At 43.2% G+C, this 17,882-nt stretch carries 19 protein-coding genes; 1 reads left to right on the top strand and 18 read right to left on the bottom strand.

From position 1 onward, the window contains the following. Nucleotides 1–19 precede the first annotated feature (19 nt). The 11 genes from ACLTWA_RS12510 to ACLTWA_RS12460 form a co-directional block, all read right to left on the bottom strand. A complete protein-coding gene (locus ACLTWA_RS12510) occupies nucleotides 20–1,513 on the bottom strand; it encodes an aldehyde dehydrogenase family protein (protein ID WP_412328155.1) in 1,494 nt (497 codons plus the stop codon). A 31-nt stretch (nucleotides 1,514–1,544) separates the two neighbouring features. After that, complete coding sequence (locus tag ACLTWA_RS12505) at nucleotides 1,545–1,853, bottom strand: BMC domain-containing protein (protein WP_412328154.1); 309 nt, start codon at nucleotides 1,851–1,853, stop codon at nucleotides 1,545–1,547. A gap of 17 nt (nucleotides 1,854–1,870) precedes the next feature. Then, nucleotides 1,871–2,167 (bottom strand): BMC domain-containing protein, encoded by a 297-nt coding sequence (locus ACLTWA_RS12500; RefSeq protein WP_412328153.1) that lies wholly within the window; start codon nucleotides 2,165–2,167, stop codon nucleotides 1,871–1,873. Nucleotides 2,168–2,188: 21 nt separating this feature from the next. Further along, complete coding sequence (locus tag ACLTWA_RS12495) at nucleotides 2,189–2,473, bottom strand: hypothetical protein (protein ID WP_412328151.1); 285 nt, start codon at nucleotides 2,471–2,473, stop codon at nucleotides 2,189–2,191. A gap of 4 nt (nucleotides 2,474–2,477) precedes the next feature. After that, nucleotides 2,478–3,476, bottom strand: a complete 999-nt coding sequence (locus ACLTWA_RS12490) for a DMT family transporter (RefSeq protein ID WP_412328150.1) — start codon at nucleotides 3,474–3,476, stop codon at nucleotides 2,478–2,480. Next, complete coding sequence (eutM, locus tag ACLTWA_RS12485; protein WP_412328149.1) at nucleotides 3,476–3,766, bottom strand: ethanolamine utilization microcompartment protein EutM; 291 nt, start codon at nucleotides 3,764–3,766, stop codon at nucleotides 3,476–3,478. The genes ACLTWA_RS12490 and eutM overlap by 1 nt, the downstream gene beginning before the upstream one ends. 3 nt (nucleotides 3,767–3,769) lie before the next feature. Continuing rightward, nucleotides 3,770–4,750 (bottom strand): DMT family transporter, encoded by a 981-nt coding sequence (locus ACLTWA_RS12480; RefSeq protein WP_412328148.1) that lies wholly within the window; start codon nucleotides 4,748–4,750, stop codon nucleotides 3,770–3,772. A 345-nt stretch (nucleotides 4,751–5,095) separates the two neighbouring features. Then, nucleotides 5,096–5,926 carry a MerR family transcriptional regulator gene (locus ACLTWA_RS12475; protein WP_412328147.1) on the bottom strand — a complete coding sequence of 277 codons (831 nt, stop codon included), beginning with the start codon at nucleotides 5,924–5,926 and terminating at the stop codon, nucleotides 5,096–5,098. A 216-nt stretch (nucleotides 5,927–6,142) separates the two neighbouring features. Continuing rightward, nucleotides 6,143–6,463 (bottom strand): thioredoxin, encoded by a 321-nt coding sequence (gene trxA, locus ACLTWA_RS12470; protein ID WP_412328146.1) that lies wholly within the window; start codon nucleotides 6,461–6,463, stop codon nucleotides 6,143–6,145. Between the two features lie 194 nt (nucleotides 6,464–6,657). Beyond that, nucleotides 6,658–7,848 carry a hypothetical protein gene (locus tag ACLTWA_RS12465; RefSeq protein ID WP_412328145.1) on the bottom strand — a complete coding sequence of 397 codons (1,191 nt, stop codon included), beginning with the start codon at nucleotides 7,846–7,848 and terminating at the stop codon, nucleotides 6,658–6,660. Then, nucleotides 7,805–10,000, bottom strand: a complete 2,196-nt coding sequence (locus tag ACLTWA_RS12460; protein ID WP_412328144.1) for a YhgE/Pip family protein — start codon at nucleotides 9,998–10,000, stop codon at nucleotides 7,805–7,807. Before ACLTWA_RS12460 ends, ACLTWA_RS12465 begins: the two co-directional genes overlap by 44 nt. A 156-nt stretch (nucleotides 10,001–10,156) precedes the next feature. Between ACLTWA_RS12460 and ACLTWA_RS12455 the strand changes: the two genes are divergently transcribed. After that, a complete protein-coding gene (locus tag ACLTWA_RS12455) occupies nucleotides 10,157–10,366 on the top strand; it encodes a hypothetical protein (RefSeq protein WP_412328143.1) in 210 nt (69 codons plus the stop codon). A gap of 99 nt (nucleotides 10,367–10,465) precedes the next feature. Here the strand turns inward: ACLTWA_RS12455 and ACLTWA_RS12450 are convergent, their stop codons facing one another. From ACLTWA_RS12450 to ACLTWA_RS12420, 7 genes are all read right to left on the bottom strand, one after another. Next, nucleotides 10,466–11,125, bottom strand: coding sequence for a cupin domain-containing protein (locus ACLTWA_RS12450; RefSeq protein WP_412328142.1), 660 nt, complete (start codon nucleotides 11,123–11,125; stop codon nucleotides 10,466–10,468). A gap of 11 nt (nucleotides 11,126–11,136) precedes the next feature. Next, nucleotides 11,137–11,979, bottom strand: coding sequence for a Rossmann-like domain-containing protein (locus ACLTWA_RS12445; RefSeq protein WP_412328141.1), 843 nt, complete (start codon nucleotides 11,977–11,979; stop codon nucleotides 11,137–11,139). Next, on the bottom strand, nucleotides 11,976–12,785 hold the full coding sequence (locus ACLTWA_RS12440; RefSeq protein ID WP_412328140.1) for an ABC transporter ATP-binding protein: 810 nt from the start codon (nucleotides 12,783–12,785) through the stop codon (nucleotides 11,976–11,978). The genes ACLTWA_RS12445 and ACLTWA_RS12440 overlap by 4 nt, the downstream gene beginning before the upstream one ends. Then, on the bottom strand, nucleotides 12,782–13,807 hold the full coding sequence (locus ACLTWA_RS12435) for a FecCD family ABC transporter permease (protein ID WP_412328139.1): 1,026 nt from the start codon (nucleotides 13,805–13,807) through the stop codon (nucleotides 12,782–12,784). The genes ACLTWA_RS12440 and ACLTWA_RS12435 overlap by 4 nt, the downstream gene beginning before the upstream one ends. Next, nucleotides 13,804–15,003, bottom strand: coding sequence for an ABC transporter substrate-binding protein (locus ACLTWA_RS12430; protein ID WP_412328138.1), 1,200 nt, complete (start codon nucleotides 15,001–15,003; stop codon nucleotides 13,804–13,806). The genes ACLTWA_RS12435 and ACLTWA_RS12430 overlap by 4 nt, the downstream gene beginning before the upstream one ends. A gap of 95 nt (nucleotides 15,004–15,098) precedes the next feature. Next, nucleotides 15,099–15,761 (bottom strand): Crp/Fnr family transcriptional regulator, encoded by a 663-nt coding sequence (locus ACLTWA_RS12425; protein WP_412328137.1) that lies wholly within the window; start codon nucleotides 15,759–15,761, stop codon nucleotides 15,099–15,101. Between the two features lie 592 nt (nucleotides 15,762–16,353). Then, nucleotides 16,354–17,328 carry a serine hydrolase domain-containing protein gene (locus tag ACLTWA_RS12420; protein WP_412328136.1) on the bottom strand — a complete coding sequence of 325 codons (975 nt, stop codon included), beginning with the start codon at nucleotides 17,326–17,328 and terminating at the stop codon, nucleotides 16,354–16,356. Nucleotides 17,329–17,882: the final 554 nt, after the last annotated feature.

The following is a 17,882-nucleotide window of genomic DNA, read 5'->3' as shown; positions in this document are numbered from 1 at the left end:
CGATTTCCCTCTCTTTCTATTATTTCTCGTCCAGTTCTTCAGACAGCGCCTTTAAGATCTGTTTTAACAGAGTCCTGGCGTCATCCGTACCGCCTGTTTCTTCCGGAACTGCTGCATGCCCCTGATCTGCTTTGTTTGTCAGCTTTAAGAACTCCTCAGCTTTGCGAACTCCATATCCCACTTTCCGGGTGTATATAAAGTTCATGGGAGAAACATTGTCTGCAGTCATTCCCGCACCTGATGTTATGCTTCCCAGGGTCATTGCCGGGAACAGATTTGTGGTCGCTCCCATGCTTCCTAAGGTGGCCGGAGTGTTCACAAGAACCCTTCCGACAGGCTTTTTTAATGCGAACTGGCGAATTACGTCCTCGTCCCTGGAATGAATCACCAGGGTGTGCCCATGGCTTTCGTTGACCAAAAGGCTCATACATTTCTCGCAGGCATGCATCCAGTCATGCTCGATGTAATAGGCAAGCACAGGACAGAGCAGCTCTTTGGCAAACGGATTTCTGTCAGAAATATATTTCTGTTCCGAAACCAGAACCGTAGTGGCCGGTGATACTAAAAATCCTGCCCTTCTGGCAAGCTCAAAGGCCGGCCGGCCCATAACCTCTGTATCCGCCTTTCCGCTTTCCAGGCAAAGAAGATCAATCAGTTTCTTTTCTTCCTCTCCGTTCATGAAATAGGCGCCGTTCTTTAACATCTCCGCTTTTACATCTGCTGCGATCACGCTGTCAACGACCATATACTGCTCTGCGGCCGACACGATTCCGTAATCAAAGGTGCGGCTGGCAATAATATCTTCCACCGCCTGTCTTACATCTGCAGACCGTTCAATAAACACCGGCCCGTTGCCCGTTCCGCCGTAGATATAAGGTTTTCCGCTCTCTGCTGCCCTGCGGCACAATTCCGGGACTCCGGTATTGACAATCATGGCAGCTGCCGGATGATGAATCAGTTCCAGGGCACCTGCTCCTGTCACTGTCTTTATATAACCGATGGCTCCTTCCGGCAGTCCACAGCATTTTCCCGCTTCCTGCATACGGTCAAGCAGCTTCCCGGTCACTTTCTTTGCTCTTTCATGGGGGGCAATCACGATAGGATTACCGGATTTTACAGCGGTGAGCACATTGGAAATCGCTGTGGAAACCGGACTTGTTGCCGGAGTCAATGCAGCAATCACACCGATGGGAACACCGATGTCCATGGTTTTAAGTACAGCGTCTTCCTGTAAGATTCCGACGCATTTCATATGTTTCAGCTGGTCCGGAAGAGTTTCACAGACAAATTTGTTCTTCACAAACTTGTCCTGCCAGCGTCCATATCCGGTTTCTTCTGCGGACATGACCGCCAGCTCCTCTGCCATTTCTTTTGCAGCGGCAGCAAGGACACCAACGATATGATCAAGCTTTTCCTGGGGGAAGGTCAGCATGCTTTCTCTGGCTTCTCGTGCGCTTTCCATTAAAATCCTGGCCTCCTGTATGGAGAGCAGGTCTTTATCTATAAAACTCATTTCCTTAAACTCCCTTCGTTCGGGATGCCTGTTATTCCTCTGCAGGAGCAGTCGGGATTGCGTATCTCCTTACGATCTTGGCAAGATCCGGATGAGGTCTTGGGATAACCACAGAGCTGTATACCTCGGCTCCCATGTTGTTCACAGCCTTGATTCCTGCTTCTACTGCAGTCTTGCAGGCTCCTACATCGCCCTGAACCAAAACGGAGATATAGCCGGAAGCTACGTTCTCATATCCAACCAGTTCCACTTCCGCTGCCTTACACATCGCATCAGCCGCTTCCAGTACGAATACCAGACCAAATGTTTCAATTGCGCCTATGGCTTCATATCTTTCCATATACTGTTTTCCTCTCTTTATGCATCAATATCATGCACGGATACAATGTCACCGACTTCTTTGATCGGTCTTGGCATAACATTTTTTGCCGTCAGCTTGCCGACCGCTGCGGCGGCTTCTGCTCCTGCATCTACCGCGGAACGAACAGCTGCTACATCACCCTTTACCATAATGGTAACTAACGTGGAGCCTACATTTTCATAAGAAATCAATTCAACATCCGCTGCTTTTAACATCTTATCCGCAGCTTCCAGTGCCGGAACCAGTCCGACGGTTTCCACAAGCCCTAACGCTTCATCTCCGTAATATCTCACCTTACGCAAACCTCCTCAAAATTATTTGTGACGGTACTTTTTGTCTACGTATTTATCAACAGCACTTCTTCCCTCGTCGTTGATTTCATAGCACATGCGCAGTTCTCCGCTCTTATCCAGATCATAGCTGCTTAAGTTTACCATTCCATTGGCTTCCAAAGACATCACATGATCCATATAGCGTTCTTTTGTGAACTGGCGCTCTCCGCCGTATTCTGGTCTCAATGCCTCCATGATCTGGTCAACATCTGCATTTTTCACTCCGTACAAATAGTTCAATACCGCTGTTCTTGCTGGTAATAACATACCTTTATTCCCCTTTCTTAAAGAAATCAAGTGGATTCATGGTTACCAGAATCGCACCCATTACGATCACGACGGAACCGATTACGATCGTAGGGGTAACTGCCTGTCCCAGAAAAAGGATACAGAAGAAAACGCCCCAGAACGCATAGGTAACATTTAAGGACATGCCGACTGCACAGCCTACGGTAGAATTGCTCTTATACCAGCAAAGGAAAGATACCGCTGCACTTAAACCTGCAACCGCAAGCCAGATTACAGGCATTCCTGCAATTAAAGTTCCTCCCAAAAGTCCAAGACCTCCAACGATTGGAAGTATCACAAATAAATCAATGATACCGGAAATCAACTGGCGCAGATTAACCGCTACATCCGTATCGATCATAGCTCCGCCGTAAGTGGAGCATACGCCTTCCAGCGCCCAGCTGATGGCTGCGATAAAGGCACAGATGATTCCCAATGTAAAGTTGGGACTGCCCTCCGGCTTTGCCCAGTTAATGATGACCGCTCCTGCCACACATACCAGCATTCCCACCATAACCCGTTTTGTGATCTTCTGTTTTAAGAAGATTCTTGCAAAAATCGCACCGAACAGGCTGCATAATGCAGAAATCGGGATCGCATAGGCACCTGCCATGGCAAGACCTACAAGATAAGCACCATTGGCGACCGGACCGCCAAGAAGAGAACCAAGTACAATCATTTTACCAGGGAATGTATTAAGACTTCTTCCCATCTCACGGATGCGGCCGCCTTTCGCATTATAAGCGGTAAGCCAGATTCCTGCAAAAAGGTCATTTAAACCGGAGCACACATACGGCCCTGCCAGAAGTCCTGCTGCACTCACAAGAGGCTCATAATACCCTGCGATAAGCACAAGAACGGTATAAATGCCATAAGTAAGTCCGGATACCGCACCGGTAGTCAAACCGGTCACTCTAAACCTTTTGTTGATCGCTGCCATTTTTTCATCCGCGGATGCGGCTGTCATTCCTTGGTTGCTCATTACTTAATCTCCTTCTTGTCTTTCGGAAGAATTGTCTCAACCTCTGCATGAGGACGCGGAATCACATGTACGGAAACCAGCTCTCCGACTCTCTGAGCTGCAGCTGCACCGGCATCCGTTGCCGCTTTCACAGCACCTACATCTCCTCTTACCATAACCGTAACGAGTCCGCCGCCTACAAATTCCTTGCCAATCAGTGTAACGTTTGCAGCCTTCACCATAGCATCTGCAGCTTCAATGGAGCCGACCAGTCCTTTTGTTTCGATCATTCCTAATGCATCATATTTCATTTTTTATTCCTCCTTTTTCCCTAACAATTCCAATGGGTTCACGGAAACTAAAATTGCGCCTAAAATAATAATAACAGAACCTGCAACAATGGTTGGTGTTACAGGCTGCTTTACGAACAGGATACAGAAAAGCACGCCCCAGAACGCATAGGTAATATTCAGAGACATTCCCACGGCACAGCCTACCGTACTATTTGATTTATACCAGCACAGATAAGAAACCGCAGCACAGAGGCCGGAAAGAAGGAGCCATGCAACCGGTGGTACAGACTGCATCGTATCTCCCAAAAGACCCATACCGCCTATAAGAGGCAAAATAATAAACAGGTCTACAATACCGGATAAAAGCTGGCGGATATTGATGAGCACATCAGAATCCAGCATGGCACTTCCGTAGGCAGCGAATACGCCTTCCAGTGCCCAGCCAACAGCCGCAACAAATGCAAAAATAATCCCAAGTGTAAAATTCGAGCTTCCTTCCGGTTTTACCCAGTTGATAACAATGGCTCCGATCACACAGATCAGCATACCCGCGCCTACTCTCGGTACGATCTTCTGCTTTAAGATGATTCTTGAAAAGAACGCTCCAAAAAGAATATACATGGCTGAGATGGGAATTGCATAGGCTCCTGCCATGTTAAGCCCCAAGATGTACGCGCCTGATGCAATCGGTCCGCCTACGAAAGAACCAACAAGTGAAATCTTACCGGGAAACAGCTTCAGGCTTCTGCCCAGTTCCCTGATACGGCCCGTTTTGATGTTGTAGGCAGTGAGCCATAAACCTGCAAACAGGTCGTTAAGCCCTGAGGTTACATATGCAAGGATAAGCGCTCCTGCAAGTCCTGGGATAATTTCTCCTGCTCCCGCCAGTGGTTTGTAATTACCCGCAATCAATACGAAGGTTGTATATAAGCCATACGTAAGTCCGGATATGATACCCGTTGTAATGCCAATCTTTTTAAATCTCTTTCGCGTTTCTGTCATTTTTTAATTTCCTCCCCCATTGGAAGCGTGCATGTTCATGCACTTCTCCTGTTTTTCTCTTCACGTTCAGCTGAAAACGCTTAGAAAACACTTTGCGCCAGTTAATGTTACTAATTTTTATTTACCGGCATGTGTTTTTCTATGCATTTAGTATAAGACTTACCCATATGGGGAATGTCAACCGGTTTTTATTTTTTTAAAGTCCGGCAGATGAAGCGTATAAATATCCACTCATATGCGTCTTACATATATGTAAATCGGATTTATGATTTTCATAAACCTTCGGAACTTAAAAACGCCTCCGCCACAAAATCCTTTTATTGAATTCTGTGTCAGAGGCAATTACTATCTGTAGATCGGTACATTAACCTCGGTAACAAATTCGTCCGGATCTCTGGTGGTCCAGTAGTCCACGACATACCGTTCATAACTTTCTGTTCCACATTTATAACCTTTCTTTGCGGCCCATTCCAATATCTTTTCATATTCCTTATCAATGGTCTCCAGTTTGCCGATGTGATAAACCGATGCCGCCATAAAACCGCCGTAAACCTGGCGGTTCATACAGTCCTTGCAGGGATGGATGGCCTCTTGCATGATGGTCGCACGCTTACAGTCCCCTTTCATCTTTTCTTCAAAAGACTGGAACTTTAAGATCACAGCTCCTGTAATCTCATTCTCTGCACTCTCTAAGTGGTTGGTCCATTCGATATTAATAATGGATTCCATGTAATTATAATCAAACGCCTGCTGCATGGAGCAGTAGGTGGCAGCCGGTATATACTTTACGGCAACATCGTGAACATTGTTCTCTCGTACCATATGGGCTTCCTGGATCAGTTCGTACCAATCCCTGACTGCAATATAACTGTTGTGAATCTGCTGCTCCTGCTCCCGGAGCTGCTCAATCTTGTTTCGGAAATTCTGTTCCAGATAATAATAGGTATTTCCCTCCACAAGCCCCTGCATTTCTTCCAGCTTGAATCCCATCTGTTTATAATATTTGACAATCGGGACGGTTAAAAGCGTTTCTTTGTTATAATACCGATAGCTGTTCTCCTTACAGATCATATCAGGCGAAATGATCCCGATCTTATCATAGAAACGCAAGGCTTTGGTTGAAATATTGCAGATTTTACTGACTTCTCCGATGGAGAATACTTTTTTTTCTTCCATATAACCCCCATTATGTTTACATCATCCAGCCCTTTTACCTTTTCCTACACGCCCTTATTGCATATAATACAAGTATAATCCTTCCTCTATAGGGGAAGGTCAACCCTGCTATGTAACTATTCTAATATAGATTGTCGAATTTGAAAAGTATAAATCACGTAAAAAAAAGCCCCGGGCAATTCTTCACACCGAATTGCCTGGGGCCATTGCAATTTATTACTTTAAATTGTTTATCAGTTCCATAATTTCCTTTTTTGATTTCACTCCGACAGACGTAGCAGCAAGCTTTCCGTCTTTGAAGATACCGACCGTTGGAATGCTCATTACTTTGTACTTTCCTGCAAGGTCCTGATTCTCATCCACATCGACTTTTCCGACCTTTAGATCCGGAATGTTATCCGCTGCTATCTCATCCATAACGGGAGCAAACATCTTACAGGGTCCGCACCAGGTAGCCCAGAAGTCCACCAGTACAATCCCTTTGTTATTCAATACTTCCGACTCAAAATTCTGTTGTGTTAATGTTACGATTGCCATATATATTCCTCCTTTTTCGCTTCAAATGATATTACATCACATGTAATTTGCTCATTTTATTAGTTTTATCATTATTGTATGGATTATCCGGTTTTTTACGATTAAATATATAAATATAAAAAACTGTAACTTTTGTAATCCCAGCCTTCTTACTGTTATTATAAAAGTTACAGTTCCATTTGTCAACCAATATTTTATTCTTTGAGATCAAAACCAAGAATCCGGATTTTCTTTATAAACAAGTCCCTGGCTTCCTTAAGGCTGTCATGCTCCGGCTGGCCTTCTGCGGAAACAAGCTTATCAGGCTCCATGGCACCGGAGGAAATCCTTCCGCCCTGGTAACCTCCGCTCAGTTCCAATATGAGATCGAAACTTCCGTTGTTATATGTAACATCCAACTGTGTAATCTGAAAAGAGCGTTTCCCCTCCGCTCCGTTTCCAAAATAGAGCTTTGTGTCAACGGAAAGGACCTTGCCGCCTAAAGAAACACTGCCCGCAAATGTAAGCCCTCCGTTCCCTTCAAGCCCAAGGGAAAGATCTCCAAGCCCCTCCACATGAACCTCAGAAACATTCATGCTTTTATCAATGACAAACGTGACCTTCTGGGTTTCTCCCTGAGTCTTTCTGTCCTTAAGCATTTGGCCCCAGTCTTTCATATCCTTTAGAGGTCCCTCCAGAACATAATCCCCGATCTTTGCCAGATAAGAATCGAACTCAGCGGCCGGAATCTCAGCTTCTATCACTACGCCGGCACTGTTTCGTTTGGAAAAACGGATCTGGCTTTTGCCCATCATATGAATGGTATCCTTTTCCAGCGTCCTGATCCGGTCAACCGCTTCCCTCTTCTTTTTCGGTGTCACCATAATTCCCAGAGTGTCTTTCAGCGTATTCTGTGAGGTCTCTGCCGTAATCTGGGTAATTCCAGGTATATGGAACACAACTTTGTCCTGATTTGCCCAGTAGCTGATTCCCTCCCGGATAGCTCCCAGGAAATAGACATTTAAGGTGCCCTGGGCAAACGTTTCATCCTGATTGCGCTGTTCCGTAAAAGATATCCCAAGACCTCCCGGAAGAAGAAGTACCGAATGACCGTTCCACTTTACTTCATCAGCCACCAGCTTTAGATAATCCTCGTAGGCATCGCCTTCCCCTTCGTTCTGATCCCACAATTTTCTAAGATGTTCTCTCGTCTGAAGTGCAGACCGGGTCAGGTAATACTTCGCATGATACACGGGCAGCACATACCAGACAATAGAAAAAATCACTGCAGCTGCCAGAACAGCAGAAACTGCCTTTAACACCCAGGGGTTCACACCAGGTATGTGAAATCCCTTTTTCTTTTTAAAAGATTCCCGTTTCACTAAGCTTTTCTTCAAAAAATTCATTCAGTTCCAGCACCTTCTTCCGTAATACAATTCCAACCAGCAACGAGATAGGAATAAAAATCACCACATTTCCCAGGTATCTCCAATAATCATTCTGATACATTCCGGCAACACATTCTCTCATCGCATTGATTAAATGGGTAAACGGGAGCAGAGGATTCACCATCTGGAAAAACCGCGGTGTTACCTGAATGGGGAACGTTCCGCCGGAACCCGCTACCTGAATGACCATAAATACAATGGCAATTGCTTTTCCCACATCTCCAAAGGAGATCGTCATGGAATAGATAATGCTGTTGAAAATAATGCTGGCAAAAATAGCTGCCAGAATAAATTTGCCCGGATGCAGACACTGGATCTTTAACAGGTAAAGATCTCCTAGCGCGACTACCAGTGCCTGCAGAATTCCAAACAGTAAAAACGTCATATATCTTCCCAGGTAAGTCTCATACAGCTTAAGACCCACTGCCCGTTTTTCCTCTACCTTGCACTTTAAGAGAGCTACCAAAAGCATACCGCCTACCCAGATTGCCAGAACAGAATAAAAGGGCGCCATGGCAGATCCATAGGTTTCCACGGGATAAATCTTATTCGTCACCATATCTGTAGGTGTTTTCATAAATTCACTGAACTGTTCCGGATCATTCTTCATAATATCCATGATTTTATTCAGCTGCTTGCTGTCAGCCACCTTATTGACACTTTCAATCATGTCATCGATCCGTTCCTGGCTTCTTCCGATCAGGCTCCTGGCACTGTCCAAAGACTCAATAAGGCTCTGGGAAGAGGCGGTGACGCTTGAGAGGGTTCCGTCTACCTGGCCTACTAAACCGCCGATGCTGTCTAAAGCTCCTGAAGTAACGCCTAATGCATCATAGGTTTTATCCAGACTATCCTTAAGGGGAACTTCCACTCTGCCATTATAAAAATTCAGGACTTCCGAAATCGTGTTATAGAGTCCGTCAAGAGAATTACCGATGTCCTCTTCCACATCATCCGGAAGATGCTTGGTTTGCCGTACGGTTTTTTCTGCGGAAGCAAGCTTGTTTATGACTTCCTGCTGCTGTTTTGCAAGCGCAGTCAGCTGCTGTTGGAGAACCGAAGCATCTGAAATCGGAACAGGGAGCGACTGATTCAGCGTTCCAAGAACCTTTATCACCCCATTGATCTGGTCTAAACCAGCCTGAAGCAGGCCCTGCATATTCTTTAAAGAATCCGCAACAGTATCGGCTGATGCATCCGTAAGCTTATTAACCGCCTGAAAGGTTTCATATACGGTTTCTTCTATCTTCATAATATTATCCAGGGTATCCTTAAGACCATCCGTCATGATCCCGGAAAAGCCTCTGGAGGCATCGATCAAATCCTTTGCACTGTCGGCCGTCTGTCCGCCGGAGGTGATCATCTTGTTCACATCCGGAAGTGTTCCCTTCACTCCGTCATTTAAGGTGTTGACCGTCTGCAGGGTGGACTGGAGCATGGTGATGGTGTCCACCACCTGATTTAGGTCCTTCTTTGCATCCGTAAGGGAACTGATAACATCGTTCCTGCCCGTTTCCTTATCCGTACTCCAATCCTCTGAGTAATTATTTAACACCTTGCTAAACACCTTGGAGGTGGAATTGATAAATGTTTCATTGATCTGCTGCTGGACCGTCTCCACACCCTTATCAGTGATCTTTGTGGCAATGGCATTCTTTTTTTCATTTACATAATACTGCAAAACAGGGCGCTCAATGTCGGTGGTAAGAACGCTGGATATCTTCTGGCTGAAATCCTCAGGAACAACAACGGCTGCATAATACTTTCCGGATTCCACTCCGTCAATGGCATCGCTGCTGTCTACGAACTGCCATCCGATCTGATCATTCTTCCGCAGTTCATCGAGGATCATCTCACCGATATTAATCAGGGAGTCATCGATATCTGTATCAAATATACTGTCTATGGACGCTCCTTTATCCTCATTGACAACCGCTACCTTGAGCCCTTTCGTATTGGAATAAGGATCCCAGCTTGCCGCAATGTTGAACCAGGCGTAAAGAGAGGGGATAATGATCAGTCCCAGGGCAATGATGATCGCAACAGGATTTAATACAATATGCTTCAGATCGTCAATAAAAATTTTCCATATATTCTTAACATGTATCATAACAGCCTCCTTGGTAATAATTTTAAAATTTGCAATTCCGTATTATATTATTTCTCATTCTTAAATGCAATGCCTGAATCCGTTAAAATAAAAGAAAGAGTCCGATTTTGGACTCCTGCACCGGAGTTTTTTTATCCTTAGGAGGAACGTTCCTGTATGATAAAAAAAGGATTCCCAGAATCTGGAAACCCGATATCACTCCAAAACAAAGAGCGCGAGGCGGGACTCGAACCCTATTATTCTAAAAAGCATGGTAACTCAGGGGGATTCAGAAATATTCTTCTGTACCCTACCCTACATTTTAACTTCTATAAGGATAGCTGTCAAGGATTACGTGGAATAGCACTGAAACCTGTCTGCCCATAAGCATTGGAAAAAACCATATATAAACATAGAAATAACTGGACAAGGTTTCTTTCCTTGTCCAGTTGAATGTTAAAACTTAATATAATGAGGTTCACCGTATTATTCCAAACTAAGCAATAATGCCATTTTGAATTTTCCCTCCGCCTTCACACTATGAAGTCCGTTTTTTTCAAAACGGAAGTTTTCACCCTCTTTTATATTATAACTTTTTCCTTCATAGTTAAGAATTGCCTTTCCTTCCAGTGCAAAAAACAGTGCATCACCAGGCGCTTTGTGTTCCGAAAGCATACAGCCGTCATCAAACGCCAGTATCATAAATTTCATATCTTTTCCGGACGCAAGGTCAATATTGACGATGCTGCCCTCCTCATAGTCTATCAGCTTCTTTAGATCAAATACCTCATTGGCTTTTAATATTTCGTTCATCTTATTTCCCTTCTCTAATAGTACTTCTGTGTATATGAGACCCTCTTCTCCTTCGGATTTGATTCCGCAAAATGTTCCCGCATGTAAAAAAATAACATTTTGCGATTTCATCACGAGCCTGCAATCACCGCCGCTGCCGATATGAAACAGCCCCCTTCCACTGGCTCCGATGTAAAGAACCGGATTCTCATAAGCTTCTGAACTTATATCCGTACCGCTGCCCAGTGAAAAGTGGTGTACCATAGACCTTTTACCTATTTCCGCATTTGTTGATATTGTCGTTCCCTGTTTTGGCATGTGCTTTTTTGAAATGGAATATACTCCTGTCTGCAAAATACTGCCTCCTATGCTTTTTTGCTGAGCTCATAGCAATCCATATAGGATAAATCCATTCCTTCCGGAATTGCAGCGAACGTAGATTTATAGTATGCTTCTTTATCTCTTACGGAAGCACTGAATATATAATTATATCCCAGATCAAACAGATATTCCGGACATAGTTCGGCGCTTGGACCATATATGCCTCTTATTTCTGCATTTTTACACGTGTGAAGAATATCTTTATAGGTATTATTCACGATTGTACAGCCAGTCATTACTACGATATCCAGACCTTCAAGTACCTCCTTATGTTCCAGCGCATTATCTCCAAGATGCCAGTGGATATGTTCCGGATACACCTTCGTTTCATTTCCAATTCTGTAATTTAAAATTCCCTTGGGATCCCGAAAATCAAACGCATGAAATTCCTTACACTTTCCAAGAAAAACCTCATTATACAGACCATACCCTATGATCCCAACCTTTTTATCCTTTACCTCATAGTCAAATACCCGCCCTTCTGTACGGATGATCCCTCTGTCTTTCAGCCTGTCTGCCGTGTTAAATGGCTTACTTAAGAGATTGCATAAACAAGCCGCTATGGTTCTAAGCTCAGGATCAGAACGTTTTATTATCTCATACACACAGTCATCTGCCGGTCTGCCAATGAAGGATTTCAATATTTTCTCATATTCTTCAAAACTTTTTTCCTGTCCCACCCGAAGGGACATGGATAATCTGTCATTGGTATCGGCAACCATAAACCACCGGTATCCCATGACAAATTCTTTTATGATTGGCACAGGTTCCTTATATCTTTCATAGTTTTTCTGTATCATTTCCAGTGCTGTACTTAAATCTGTCATAATCTTCCTCCTTTATGGTCCGTAATCGAAATTGGAACAATGCTCTTTACGATACGGTTGTCATATGAAAATTCATTGACTGCAACCTTTACATGGAATGCTTTTGATATATTTTCTTCATTAAGGATCTCTTTCGTCTGCCCAAATACATATTCACCGGTACTGCTCAGCATAAGGGTTTCATCAGAAACGGAAATGGCGTTGGTTGGATAATGGGTATTCATAACTGCACAGATTCCCTCCTCATGAGCCATACGTTCAATCAGGTCAAGCACCAGTATCTGATTGTGGAAATCAAGTCCTGTTTCCGGTTCATCAAGAATAATGAGATCAGGGCTGTTTATCAGCGCCTTTGCGATCAGCACCATCTGCAGCTCTCCCCCGCTCATATGGTTGCAGTCTTTGCCTGCCAGTCTTTCTATTCCTATCCGCTTCATTACTTCCTCAGCCATCTGAATGTCCCTGATGCCTGGCTGTTCAAAGACTCCAAGGTGTGCACTGCGCCCAAGAACAACCATCTCAAGACCTGTGATGGAAAATGCAAATGCGTGAGACTGGGGGATATAGGAAACCTTTGACCACAGCTTCCTTGCATTGATTTTTTTTATATCCTCTCCATATAGAAAGCTTTTCCCCTCCACCCAGTCCAAAAGCCCGACCATACATTTTAAAAGCGTTGTTTTTCCTGCTCCATTGGGACCAAGCACGGCCAGAATCCTGCCCTTATTCAATTTAAAGTTCATGTTCTTCAAAATCTTTTGCTGACCCGGATAGCCGAAGCTTCCATTCTGTACTTCAAGTATCAATGTAAGCCCCCCCTGTTTCTTTTTAACAATGAAATGAATACCGGTGCCCCAAGAATTGCGGTAAGAATGGACAGCGGAAGTTCAATGACGCTGATGCTTCTTGAAAATGTATCAATTATAATCATAAAACTGGCGCCAATGCTGATTCCTGCAGGAACCACATAGCGATTGTTGCTTCCTACAAGCATTCTGGAACAGTGAGGAATCAGAAGACCAATCCAGCCCACCTGCCCGCACATGGAAACACAGGAAGCGGTTATGACGGTAGCCGCCAGCACGAAGACCAGACGGGTTCTCTTTAAATCCATTCCGCTCGCTCTTGCCTCATCACTGCTCAGGGATAATATATTTAATTTCCATCTCATCAGATATATCACTGCAATGCCTGCAAGTATGAGGGGCGAACCTACCATAATCTTTTTATAGGAGGCACTTGTAAAGCTTCCCATCAGCCAATAGGTAATCGCCGGAAGTTTGTCCAAAGGGTCCGCCGTGTATTTCAATAAAGACCCCACTGCATTAAACAGGGCTGATATAATCACTCCAGCCAGTACAAGGAATATTACGGACTGTCCATTTCGATCTCCTGCCAGAACCATAGTGATCCATACAGCAAAAAGTCCAAACGCCAAAGCAAGCAGCTGAGTCTCCATAATTCCCATGGACATAATAATGGCTATGATCGCACCCACACAGGTTCCGCTTGTAACACCTAATACATCCGGTGTTGCAAGGGGATTGGAAAAAAGTGACTGAAAGGCATTGCCTGCACAGGTAAGGCCAGCTCCCACAATCACTGCCATGATGATTCTCGGTGCTCTTAAATTAATTACAATGGAATAGTTCTGGCTTTGTCTGTTGCCTTTTGCTGCATCAGATAAGGTGGTAAGAACCTCTATAACAGAAAGATTCATTCTTCCGATACACAAACTTATAAGCGCAGTAGCAATTGGTAATAGAATCATTGCCAGTATTGCGGCAACCGTGAATTTGTTATGTCTGACCCAAACTGTATTTTTCATCGCAATTGAAGCATTCCCTCCATTTCCTCCTCCGTAATTTCATATCCGTAAAAGTCCTGGTAATAATCACGTATTACCGTTTCCAGAGGATAGTCCGAAAATTCTTCCGGATAAGTATTATATGCAAGCCAGGCGAGCACAAGAGGCGCATCCGGATTAGGTGTAAACCAGTTCCACATTCCCAGGGTTGTGTTATATACACGTTTGTCTTTTACTGCCTGAATGGTTGAAAAATCCACACCCTCAACGTTATTATCTATCACATCCTGCCTGCTTAACTTTAACAGACCCGGGCCGTTAATAAATAATACCTGCGGATTCCATTGATATATCTGTTCAAAGCTAACCTGGGCAAACCCTTTTGTCTCCTCCGCGACATTCTTCACTCCCAGGTGCTGCAGCCAATAATCACCAAATACTCCCTTGCCGGAAACCTGAGGAACGCCATCCATCAGCTTAAATAAAATCATTGCACTTGGGCGCTTTTCCTCTGGAATATTACTGATTCTGGTTTCCACATCTTCAACGATCCGATTGCCTGCTTCAATGAAACCATCCATTTTCCCCTTCTCTCCAAACACCTCCTCAAGAAGTGACAGCCACTCCTTATATCTTTCGATTGGATCTGCAGGGGAATCTGCACCTACTGTTGCAAATCCTATGGCTGGGATTCCGCTGGAAGCCAATATTTGTGCATGCTCCTTATTATTTGCATTATAAAAAATCACATCCGGCTTCAGCTTAATGATTTCCTCTATGTTAAGCTCCGATTGTGCATACACGGTATCTGATGATTCCAGCAGTTCCGGTGCAATATTCTTTAAGGCGGTATCAGAAATCGTTTCCTTAAAGGAGCCGCTGTAACCTACAATATGCGGTGCCGAGCCTTCAAAGTATGCCATATATGTAGATAATATTGGAATCTGATCGATGACAATACGCTCTATTTTATCTGGAACCTCCACACGGTTTCCACCATGGTCCACTACGGTATGGGTTCCCGCAAGTCCGCTTTCCCCTTTAGAACCAGTTTCATTTTCCCCGGCAGCGGTTATTGCTTCCGACGCAGTTATTGCTTCCGATGCGGTCTCTGACGCAGACGAGGCAGCAACTTCTTTATTACTATTTGAAACACATGCAGTTAATAACAACATGGCTGCTGCTAAAAGTGAAGTCGTTTTTAGTCTTAATTTCATATTATCCTCCTTTTTGTTAGTTGTAACTAACTCATGTATAAGTCTATAAGAAAAAAAGGATTATTTCCATTGCAACGGCAACGAAAGTAATCCTTTTATTGATATTTATTTACTATAAATACATTTTTTCTATAATCGATAAGGCCTTCCTTTTTCATTCTGCTAAGTTCTCTTGACAATGCACTTCTCTCAACACCAAGATAATCTGCCATTTCCTGTCTGTTCATTTCGATCAGGCAGCGATTTCCTTCAAAAGGAGTATCCTTTAGCAGGGCCCAGATTTTATCCCGTATCGAACGCCTGCTCATAATATGAATCCTTCGATTCTGTTCCAGATTTGCAAGAGCTGTCTGCCTTAATAAATTAGCAGTTACCAGAGAGGCAAATCTGCATCTGATTGCTTCCTCACTAAAAAGCTTTGACATCTTTAAAAATAAAATTTTCGTTTTCTTACATGCAATAACTGTTACAAGGGAAGGCTGGTCTGTGATACAGGAGTGGGAGCACCCAAAAGAATCTGAGGGAACAGCCATCTTTATGCTTGAGTCATCTCCTGTCGCTCCCGGTACAATAAGCTCTGCCTTCCCCTCAAGGACGATACCGGCATTTGATATCATATCTCCATAATGATATATTATTTCCCCCTTGCCATAAAGCCTGACATGTCCCTCCAAACAGTAGAGGACATGTTTGATCGTCTCACCATCGGCCGATTGGAACAGATCAGATTTTCTTAAAATTTCATAATACTCTTCCATGTGCTCTCCTCATGCGGTTTGTTAGTCACCTCTAACTCTATATCATTTTATTTTCTTTGTCAAATAAATTAAAATGATTCCTTCAAGAGCCTTTGACCAGATCATTTAAAGTTCTTCCCGCCTTCCGTAAGGACCTGGCATATAATCTAAAATCGAAAAATCCCAAAGAGCCATCTGCAAAAAACAGCTTAAATTCAACCGTTTGAAAGTGCTGCATCCATTATGCGTTTAACGTGTATGTATGTAAAACATTTCTCGCTTCCTAATAGATGCTGTTACAACTGTATTATAAGGGGTCTGCCATATAAAGAAGCTAATTAATTGGTATGTTACCTTTGATAAATTATTAAACTGCTTTGACCATTCATCTTATACAGCTACTATAAACCTGTTATATAAGATGGTATTGAATGATTCACCATGGTTTTCACAATTCCCTTAGCCCCGTTTCTTTTAAAATCCCAGTGTATCAAATTCATTCCATTAACAAAAGAAAGGCTCTGGTTGCCCAAATCAGGATCACCGGCTTATCCAGTGATCCTGATTTAAGAAAATGAAACAGTGTATTTGCAGTAAATGAAATTCGCTACATTCAATCCTCAAGTATGGGTTCGATATATTCTCTAATAAGCTCTATTCTATCCTTAGCATCCGGTAGAAAAAGAGAAGCAATAGAAATCACTGTCTTTTTCTTTGTATTAATATAAATTACATTCCCACCATCTCCCAAGGCCGCGTAAATATGTTCTTTATCATCAATAACCCACCATAGGTAACCATAAGACAGGGAATTCCAACGGCTATGTTCCCTGGTGCTTTCAGCGACCCACTCACGTGGTACAATTTGTTTCCCCTGCCACATGCCGCCATCTAAATAAAGCTGTCCTATTTTGGCCATATCTGAAGGTGTTAGAAAGAGTCCCCAGCTTGCTGTATGAAATCCCTGTGGGTCTACCACCCAGCCAAGAGTATTCTTACCATTCATAACAGCCATATACTCTTCTTGACTATGCAAAACAATATTTTGAGGAACATTGATTTTTAACGGCAAAAACAAGTTTTCCGCAGCAAAGTCAAGTATTGATTGTCCCGTCGCTTTTGCCAGAATGCCAGATAAAATATGTGTGCCGCCAATAGCAGAATAATTGAACTCACCAATTGGTTTGTCTCCACCTAATAAATCAAGTGCATCCTGAATCGGATTTTCGCTTGTGAAGAACCTTTCATACGGTTCCGTATCATATTTATAAGGGGCGGTCATAGTCAGCATATCTTTAATTGTAATACGCTGTATCGTTTCTTCCCCCCTAACTACCATATAATCAGGGAAAAAGTCCAACACCTTCTGGCCGACACTTTTAATATTCCCCTTACAAATAGCAATGCCAAGCAGTGCAGAAAAAACGCTCTTTGTTATGGAATATACATGAGTGGCATAATTGGCTGTATACCCGTTAAAGTATTTCTCATACACCTCTTCACCATTTTTACGTATAATTATACCGGTAATATTGTTATAATCGCTGCTGATTATCTTTTCAAGCATTTCAATTTTTTTATGATTCATATACTATAATTTCCTCCTTTACGTTATGAAGGATATCCTTAAATAAAGCATAATTCCATTAAAAATTAATTGCAAGAACTTTTTTTAAATTTTTTACTTTACTGAACAATCTTATAAAAATTAAATTATTATAGACCGTGGAGGCCAATGATAATTAAATATCCTCATATCTTGGGAGCCCCGCCATAAAGAAAACCGCAGAACGCCTTTAAGCTGTGCTTGAATAAGAGAAAAATATACGAAAAAAGCTTAACAAAAAACCGCATTCATGAAAGAACCATGAAAAGAGCACCTTCCTATACAGAAACATAAAAGGTCGCATTCTTTACTTTAGGAAAAAACGGTCAGATAAAGCACTGGCAGGTATTATAGAAAATTAATAAACGTCTATCAAGGAAACATAAGAGTACTTTCAATATCTAAATATTCATAATTTGCAGTCATCCACAGCCTAAAACGCGCACAAAAAAACAGACCTCCAACTGGAAATCTGCTTCTTCTCTTCATATGAAGAGCGCGAGACGGGACTCGAACCCGCGACCCCGACCTTGGCA

Origin of the sequence: Lacrimispora sp., from assembly GCF_046972725.1 — a bacterium.
Classification (GTDB): Bacteria; Bacillota; Clostridia; order Lachnospirales; family Lachnospiraceae; genus Lacrimispora.
This window is presented reverse-complemented; position numbering and strand designations above follow the sequence as displayed.

Coding starts and splice junctions, on each gene's coding strand:
- ACLTWA_RS12510 (WP_412328155.1), bottom strand. CDS start 1,513: ATGAGTTTTATAGATAAAGACCTGCTCTCCATACAGGAGGCCAGGATT.
- ACLTWA_RS12505 (WP_412328154.1), bottom strand. CDS start 1,853: ATGGAAAGATATGAAGCCATAGGCGCAATTGAAACATTTGGTCTGGTA.
- ACLTWA_RS12495 (WP_412328151.1), bottom strand. CDS start 2,473: ATGTTATTACCAGCAAGAACAGCGGTATTGAACTATTTGTACGGAGTG.
- ACLTWA_RS12490 (WP_412328150.1), bottom strand. CDS start 3,476: ATGAGCAACCAAGGAATGACAGCCGCATCCGCGGATGAAAAAATGGCA.
- eutM (WP_412328149.1), bottom strand. CDS start 3,766: ATGAAATATGATGCATTAGGAATGATCGAAACAAAAGGACTGGTCGGC.
- ACLTWA_RS12480 (WP_412328148.1), bottom strand. CDS start 4,750: ATGACAGAAACGCGAAAGAGATTTAAAAAGATTGGCATTACAACGGGT.
- ACLTWA_RS12475 (WP_412328147.1), bottom strand. CDS start 5,926: ATGGAAGAAAAAAAAGTATTCTCCATCGGAGAAGTCAGTAAAATCTGC.
- trxA (WP_412328146.1), bottom strand. CDS start 6,463: ATGGCAATCGTAACATTAACACAACAGAATTTTGAGTCGGAAGTATTG.
- ACLTWA_RS12465 (WP_412328145.1), bottom strand. CDS start 7,848: ATGAATTTTTTGAAGAAAAGCTTAGTGAAACGGGAATCTTTTAAAAAG.
- ACLTWA_RS12460 (WP_412328144.1), bottom strand. CDS start 10,000: ATGATACATGTTAAGAATATATGGAAAATTTTTATTGACGATCTGAAG.
- ACLTWA_RS12455 (WP_412328143.1), top strand. CDS start 10,157: ATGATAAAAAAAGGATTCCCAGAATCTGGAAACCCGATATCACTCCAA.
- ACLTWA_RS12445 (WP_412328141.1), bottom strand. CDS start 11,979: ATGACAGATTTAAGTACAGCACTGGAAATGATACAGAAAAACTATGAA.
- ACLTWA_RS12435 (WP_412328139.1), bottom strand. CDS start 13,807: ATGAAAAATACAGTTTGGGTCAGACATAACAAATTCACGGTTGCCGCA.
- ACLTWA_RS12430 (WP_412328138.1), bottom strand. CDS start 15,003: ATGAAATTAAGACTAAAAACGACTTCACTTTTAGCAGCAGCCATGTTG.
- ACLTWA_RS12425 (WP_412328137.1), bottom strand. CDS start 15,761: ATGGAAGAGTATTATGAAATTTTAAGAAAATCTGATCTGTTCCAATCG.
- ACLTWA_RS12420 (WP_412328136.1), bottom strand. CDS start 17,328: ATGAATCATAAAAAAATTGAAATGCTTGAAAAGATAATCAGCAGCGAT.